General features: G+C 48.5%; 7 protein-coding genes. 6 read left to right on the top strand and 1 reads right to left on the bottom strand.

The window, feature by feature from the left end:
• The coding region (locus tag PHW04_18820; GenBank protein MDD2717947.1) for a hypothetical protein at positions 1 to 841 on the bottom strand (841 nt) is incomplete at its 3' end.
• A 212-nt stretch (positions 842 to 1053) separates the two neighbouring features.
• Here PHW04_18820 and PHW04_18825 point away from each other — a divergent pair.
• The 6 genes from PHW04_18825 (at position 1054) to PHW04_18850 (ending at position 6713) form a co-directional block, all read left to right on the top strand.
• A complete protein-coding gene (locus tag PHW04_18825) occupies positions 1054 to 1344 on the top strand; it encodes a hypothetical protein (GenBank protein ID MDD2717948.1) in 291 nt (96 codons plus the stop codon).
• A gap of 183 nt (positions 1345 to 1527) precedes the next feature.
• The gene (locus tag PHW04_18830) at positions 1528 to 2505 is read left to right on the top strand and encodes a MoxR family ATPase (GenBank protein MDD2717949.1); all 978 of its coding nucleotides are present in this window, start codon (positions 1528 to 1530) and stop codon (positions 2503 to 2505) included.
• Positions 2502 to 3392 (top strand): DUF58 domain-containing protein, encoded by an 891-nt coding sequence (locus PHW04_18835; GenBank protein ID MDD2717950.1) that lies wholly within the window; start codon positions 2502 to 2504, stop codon positions 3390 to 3392. Before PHW04_18830 ends, PHW04_18835 begins: the two co-directional genes overlap by 4 nt.
• Positions 3382 to 4686, top strand: a complete 1305-nt coding sequence (locus PHW04_18840) for a BatA domain-containing protein (GenBank protein MDD2717951.1) — start codon at positions 3382 to 3384, stop codon at positions 4684 to 4686. Before PHW04_18835 ends, PHW04_18840 begins: the two co-directional genes overlap by 11 nt.
• Before the next feature lie 87 nt (positions 4687 to 4773).
• On the top strand, positions 4774 to 5703 hold the full coding sequence (locus PHW04_18845) for a HEAT repeat domain-containing protein (protein ID MDD2717952.1): 930 nt from the start codon (positions 4774 to 4776) through the stop codon (positions 5701 to 5703).
• 86 nt (positions 5704 to 5789) lie between these two features.
• Entirely contained in the window at positions 5790 to 6713 is a 924-nt protein-coding gene (locus PHW04_18850) for a hypothetical protein (GenBank protein MDD2717953.1), read from the top strand.
• Positions 6714 to 6973 lie beyond the last annotated feature (260 nt).

A 6973-nucleotide genomic window follows, 5' to 3' on the forward strand; every position in this document is an offset into this window, starting at 1 on the left:
GCTGGGCTGTGAGTTTGTCGATCAGGGCAAGTGTTCTCTCGAATTCTGCCCTGGATGCAGTGTAGCCGGTTCTGGCTGTCTGAAGTTCGGATTTTCCGGTGCGCATCGCTGCATAGGCTTCGGAGATGGCAGTACCTGATTTGGAAAGACTCTGCTCGAGTTCAGTAAAACAGAGCTGGGATGGGTCGAAGATCTCTGCTTTGAGGTCTTTGACGTTATTGCCCAGATTCCCGAACGATTCGTTGGAAGCTCTGAAAATCGGAAGCAGGGTGGTCATGTCTGCCTCGAATTCAGTCTGCAGCAGCCAGTTCTTGAAGAGCAGAGCTTCAATCTTGCGGTTGTTGCTCTGGATGATCTTTTTTTCCTTCTGCAGATTGCCGAGCAGGGCTCTGATCCTGGCGATCGTGTCAGTGCCGCCTCTGGTAGTCCCATTTTTCAAGATGATCGGGGCTTCTTTCACAACCGGGGCTTCAACTGCTTCCAGCAAGGGAGCGGTTTCGGTCGTGGAGATCGGAGCTATTTCGGGCAGTTTGGGATCTCTGGAGGTATTATGGATCTGGCATTTAATGTAAGGATTTTTGCGGTCCATCACGACAGTGTAGTCATGTCCGGCCGGGCAGGTCGGGAAGTTGCCTGACACATATTCCTTGAGCTTGTCAAGTGTCAGGGATGAGGCGTCATAGTCCAGCAGATACATTTCAATGGCGGATTCCAGGGCACGCATGTTGGCAACACAGGAGCGCAGCTGCATTTCATTGATCGTCTTCTGCTGTTCGGCGTTCTGGTCGGCGAAAGCGAGAGCGCAGACCATGATCAGCATCAGGGAAAGCATTTTCTTCATTCAACCTCCAGTTGGTTTGTTAACTTATTAAAATTATACTCACTGATGACGGAATGTCAAGAAATAGCGTTAACCCGGCCGTTTCAAGCAGGTTCCAAGCCTAATTTCCATCGCTTCAGGCATTAACCTGAACCATTTCGAAGATAGTCCTTAAATGATGAATTTTGCACCCTGATTAGACTTTCCATCCGACAAAATATAAAATTGTGGCTATGAAGGAATCTTTGACACTGATGACTTTCCGCTGCCAGGGTTGCCTCGGGCATTTCCCTGAGGCTGACAGCGTGTATTATGAGACTGTGCTGGAGCTTAAATCAGGGGCAGGCCAGATGGTTTTAGGGGAGACTTCAGCTGAAAGCACCGGGCAGCAGATCGATGAACTGCTGAAAGTCATCGAGAGTTCTGATCAGAAAAAGCTGGAAGAGGATGTTTACATGAAAAAACAGTTTTTCCTCTGCCGGGACTGCAGGCTTAAACTTCTACGGATGTTGAATTATCGTTGATAAAGGAAGCATTAACCAGCGTCTTCAGTGAACGTTGATAAATCGTTAACCGTGTTCATACAATCGCTTTTTTACTGAAAGAAGTTGGTAAGTTAGTAAGTTTGTATGTTGGTAGGCAGGGGAGTATCGTATAAAATACTGTTTACGACCTACTGGAACGCTAATAATCTTCTGGAGGATACATTGGACGAAAAAAAACTGCTGGAAAAGATTGCCAAAGCCAGGGAATTGATTATTTCGGAGGTTTCAAAGAACATCATCGGCCAGGAACGGATTGTTGAGCGGGTCATACTCTCACTTTTCTGCCAGGGCCACAGCCTGCTGGAAGGCGTACCCGGCCTTGCCAAAACCCTGCTCGTGAAATCCATCGCCCAGTCCCTGGACCTGAAATTCGGCCGGATCCAGTTCACTCCTGACCTGATGCCTTCCGACATTACTGGCAGTGAAATCATTGAGGAAAACGAGAACGGTAAAAAGGAGTTCCGCTTCCATCAGGGTCCGGTTTTTGCGAATGTGGTGCTGGCGGACGAGATCAACCGCACTCCGCCAAAAACCCAGGCTGCACTTCTGGAAGCCATGCAGGAGCGCACCATCACAATCAACGGCAAGGCATATCAGATGGAAGAGCCGTTTCTGGTGCTGGCCACCCAGAATCCGATCGAGCAGGAAGGCACCTATCCGCTGCCTGAAGCCCAGCTTGACCGTTTCCAATTCTACCTCAAGGTGAACTATCCGACCCTGACTGAAGAAGAGGAAATCGTGAAGAAGATGACTTCGCTGGGGATCCAGGAACTGAAGCCAGTACTCAAATCCAAGGAGATCGTAGAAATACAGAAACTGATCTATAAAGTCCCGGTGGCTGATGAGGTGGTTTCATACGCGGTGAGGCTTGCCAGAGCCACCAGGCCGCAGGGAGATGATGTGCTGCCGCAGGCCAAGAAATGGATTGAATTCGGAGTCAGCCCGCGGGCAGTGCAATGGCTGGTGTTTTCAGCCAAGGCTCAGGCCCTGCTGCTCGGCAAGCCGGCACCGGGATTCGCTGAAATCAGAGAACTGGTCCCGGATGTGTTCAGGCATCGCCTGGTGCTGAACTTTCAGGCCGAGGCTGAAGGGATAACCCCGGATTATCTTCTGTCGCTGCTGCTTTCCGAAATCAAATGAAGCTCTTCAATCCCGAACTCTTCTCCGAGATTTCGAGACTCGAACTTTTTTCCAGAAAAATCGTGGACGGTTTTCTCTGCGGCTTCCATCAGAGCAGTTTCCGCGGTTATAATGTGGAGTTCGCGGATCACAAGTCCTACGAATGGGGAGACGACCTGAAAACGATCGACTGGAAGCTTTACGGTCGAACAGACAGACTCTATGTCAAGCGTTTCCATGAAGAGACGAACATGCGTGCTTTCATTCTGCTGGACAGCAGCGCTTCCATGCGGTTCGGGCAGATCTCCAAATGGCATTATGCGAATTTCCTCTCTGCTGCCCTTTCCTTTCTGATGTTGAAGCAAAAGGATTCTGTCGGGATCTGGCTGTTCAACGAAGGGTTGAAGCAGCTTCTTCCTCCCAGAAACCGGCAGTCACACTTTTCCAACATTTGCAGCTTCCTGGAAAGTAAGGAACCAGGTAGCGGGACCTTTTTCGGGGAAAGCATCCAGAATTTGGCCAGAAATCTCAAAAAACGGTCCCTGATCATCCTGGTTTCAGACCTGCTGGGAGATGAAGAACAGATTTTCTCCACCCTGAAATATCTAAGCCATAAAAAGCACGAGGTGATAGTCTTTCACGTGATGGCGCATGAGGAAGTAGAGTTGCCTTATCAGGGTTATTATTCCCTGGTAGACTCAGAAAAACCTGACTGCCTGGATCTGGATATCGACTGGTGGAAAAAACTCTATCAGGAGAATCTCGCGAAATTCAGAGATAAAATGCTGCAGTTCTTCATCGGAGCAGGCATCGATTATGTATTTGTTTCCACGAAGACCCCTGTTGAAATGGCATTGTTCGAATTTCTGAAGAAGCGGAGGCGCGGGAGGGGTCACCTTGTCCTTTGAGTATTCTGCATTTCTGGCTGGATTCCTGTCCGTTGCCGTACCCCTGATCCTGCACCTCTGGCCGAGGATCAAGCCGAAAATCCTGGAATTTTCCAGCCTGAGATTTTTCCGCGCGAGTTTCATCAGATTGAGACGCAGGCTGCTTTTTTACAATATATTGAAGTTGATTCTCAGAGCTGCCTTTCTCTCCCTACTGGCGATGGCTTTCGCCGGCCCATATCTCGCTGAATTGAAACAGAATAAAAAGATCGAAGACACTGGAATGCTCACTTCATTTAAACTCAAACCGGAAATACCGTTTGCCCATCTGCCTGTAGAACTCTGTTTCGATTTTTCAAATCATCCTCCCCTGGAAATCAGCCTTTTCATAAACCACAGGGACAGATTGAAACAGTCTCTGGCGAAGTCCCAGAATCAGGCGGTTTTTTCCTACACTTTTGACACTTCCGGGGATGTTCCTTTAGAGATCAGTGTGTCAGGGAGAGGACTGGAGCAAGAATATCTGTCGAGGATTCATGTTTCCGCTCAGAAAAACATCCTGCTTCTGACCGGAAACGATGGAGCTCTTGAGCAGGCGTTCGGTTCGTTCTGCGAGAGCCTGGGAGAAAATCTGGCAGTGGTGTCCAGGGGTAAGATCGACCTGCTGGAGCGGGGAAGCCTGGCGGGTTACGACATGGTGATCCTGACTTGTGCAGATCAGATTGAGATGAGCTATTACAGGCTGCTGGAACAGTATCTGAGCGAAGGGGGAGTAGTCTGGCTTTTCTTTTCCAAGGACGCTTCTGTGGATTATCTCAATAAGATGCTTTTCAATTTCAATGAAAATTTTCACGGTTTCCTGCCTGGGGAAATTACCGGTATTGCAGAAGAAGAGAAATCACCAGCTTCTGTTTCTTATTCTGATCTGTTGAATCAGAACAGGGAAATGCTCACAAACCTTGTGTTTTACAAAAGATTCAGCATAAAACCTGAACCTTCCGCGAATCCCCTGCTTCTGACCGGGGAACAGGAGATGCTGGTCGGTGAAAAGAAGTTCGGCAAAGGGGAAGTGGTCACTTTTCTGTTTCCATTTGACCCTGATTCCACCAATCTCTGGCGGACCCAAACTATCACGCCATTTTTTATAGACCTGTTTCTGCATTCCTTTCCGGCCTGCAGCTGTCCGCTGGAAGCCAGGCAGGAGAAGAAGGAAGCAGATGTGACGATTCCCAGGTTGAACCTTTCTCTGCCTTTTTTGTATCTGGCACTGCTTTTTTTCCTGCTCGAAGGATTTTTCGGCAGGGCAAAAGTCTGAAACAATTTCTGTCGATAGGAGTTATTAGTTTCAGATATCTTGTATATTTTTGACATTTCTGAGCAATGTTTAGGCAGGAAGGTTTGGATGCTGGAACAGATTGAATTCGATCTCGGAAGTGAAGTCTCTGAAGTCAGAAGATCTGCCTTGAGATCCCTGATCCAGGTCAAGGATGTTGACAATCGAGATCGGGTTAAACTCCTGAAAGAAGTCACGATCAACGAACAGGACCCGGAATTGAGGGCTCTGGCTCGGAAGTATCTGGATATTTTCTCAGCTGAAATGGAACTGACAGTCATGCCGCCCGCTGAGATACTCAAAGAAGAATTGAAAGAGGACGATGATATTCTTTCTACAGGGACTGCACAGGAAAAAATTAATTTTCTGAAACAGGTAGGAGCCGGAAGCAGACGGATTCAGTCCTGGAGATTGCTGAAAAATTTAGAAAACGAACAGGATGTTTACATACTGGCGACCTTGATCAGCGCGCTGGGAAAAGTCGGTGAGAAAAAAGACGCCCCAAGCCTGATCCGGTTTTTGAAACACACTGATTCCAGAGTGCGCGCCAATACAGTGGATTCTCTCACCATTCTCCAGGATGAAGAGAGCTATCAACACGTGGTTCCCCTCCTCTCCGACCCTGATGCCAGGGTCAAGGCTAATGCTGCCAGGCTGCTGACTGGAACCGGTCTTGAGAAAGCCATTGAGATTTTCCGGCTCATGATCCAGTCCGGCAAAGTGCACGAGATCGAATCCGCAATTTTCTCTCTCAGGCAGATCAATGCACCGCTCGCCGAGGAATTGCTTCAGGAAGCTGAATCTCAGCTGCTTGAAAATATGAAATCCAACGATTTCTTCGAATTCGATTTCAGCGAACTGTCCGGTAAGACTGATAAAGGTGAGGATTTTGAGCCGATCATCCCTTTGAATGAGCCACCGGTCTGCCCGAAATGCGGAGTGAAGAATCTGATCGACGCTTCTTTCTGCTATAAATGCGGAACTCCCATCAAAACCTGATCGCTTTTCCAATCTGTGGACATTTTTACTGATTCTCTGTAAAATTAATTCCGCTGAACTGAATTACACTTCACTTGGAGGTTATCATGATAAAGTGCCCCGGCTGCAGCAAGTTTCTACGCGACGGTCTGGAGAGCTGTCCTGCCTGCGGAACTGAACTTCCCAGAAAAGAAGCTCCCAAAGCGGCACCTGCTCCAGGTATCCCGCCAAAAGCTCCGGCAAATGAGACTGTAGTGAAGGACGAACCTGCCAGGCAGAAACATAATCCAGAATCGAATCCTCAGCCTGAAGGAACCAAAGCCGAAGAAGCTTTCTCCCAGAAAGCCGGTGTTGCTGCCGACGCAGTGGCGGACGCGGTACGCGAGGGAGCAGGAGTGATCTTGAAAGGTCTGAATTCCGAAGGATTCGATGTGGACGTACTCAAGCGCTACCTGACGACAGGACTGCAGATGGCATTGAAAGATGTCAAACTGACGCTGACAGTTGGAGCTTTGTTAGCCCTCGTACCCATGATTCTGGGAGTCATTCCGCTTATCAAGTATATCGCGCCCCTCTATGGAATCCTTATCTCACCGATCCTGATTGGAGGATTTTATTATTACTGCTTCAAGCTTGCTAAGAACCAGCCTGCAGCTAAAAACGATCTCAAGGCTGGGCTTCCGCTTGCACTGCCGCTGGTTATTGCCGGCCTGATCATGATGGTTGCCATTTCAATAGGAATGGCGATTCTGATCATCCCTGGGATTTTCGTTTCCGCCTGTTTGATTTTCACTTACCCGCTGATCATGGATCGCAGAATGGATTTCATGACTGCGATCAAGACCAGCGTGAATACGGTCCTTCAGGGCTGGGTGAATTATTTCATCTTCACTTTTGTGCTGGCAGTCTTGAACGCCCTGGGAGCCATCTGCATCGGGGTAGGTCTGATGCTTACCATTCCATGGACCATCGCAGCGATCAGCGTTGCCTACAATGATGTATTTAAAATCGAATCAGTGCAAGGCGCATAGAACATAGGATTCATCACCAGGAGAACGGGCAACGGCAAGCGTTGCCCCTACAATGCAAATCCATCGATAAACACCGTAGGGGCATCCTTCACGGATGCCCGTGAAACCTTGCATTTAACAGTGGATGATATAAAATATCTTTAAAGGAAATAGATTATGGAAAAGCGATTTCAGTTCCAGGAGATAGTCAGCCGTCTCTGCCAGTATTGGGCGGACCGCGGATGTCTGATCCTGCCGCCATTTGACCACGAAATTGGGGC

It is taken from the genome of Candidatus Wallbacteria bacterium (assembly GCA_028687545.1).
GTDB lineage: Bacteria > Muiribacteriota > JAQTZZ01 > JAQTZZ01 > JAQTZZ01 > JAQTZZ01.

Excerpts from the sequence above, each read along its gene's own strand:
- PHW04_18835 (MDD2717950.1), top strand. The coding sequence starts at position 2,502 with ATGAAGCTCTTCAATCCCGAACTCTTCTCCGAGATTTCGAGACTCGAA.
- PHW04_18845 (MDD2717952.1), top strand. The coding sequence starts at position 4,774 with ATGCTGGAACAGATTGAATTCGATCTCGGAAGTGAAGTCTCTGAAGTC.
- PHW04_18850 (MDD2717953.1), top strand. The coding sequence starts at position 5,790 with ATGATAAAGTGCCCCGGCTGCAGCAAGTTTCTACGCGACGGTCTGGAG.
- PHW04_18825 (MDD2717948.1), top strand. The coding sequence starts at position 1,054 with ATGAAGGAATCTTTGACACTGATGACTTTCCGCTGCCAGGGTTGCCTC.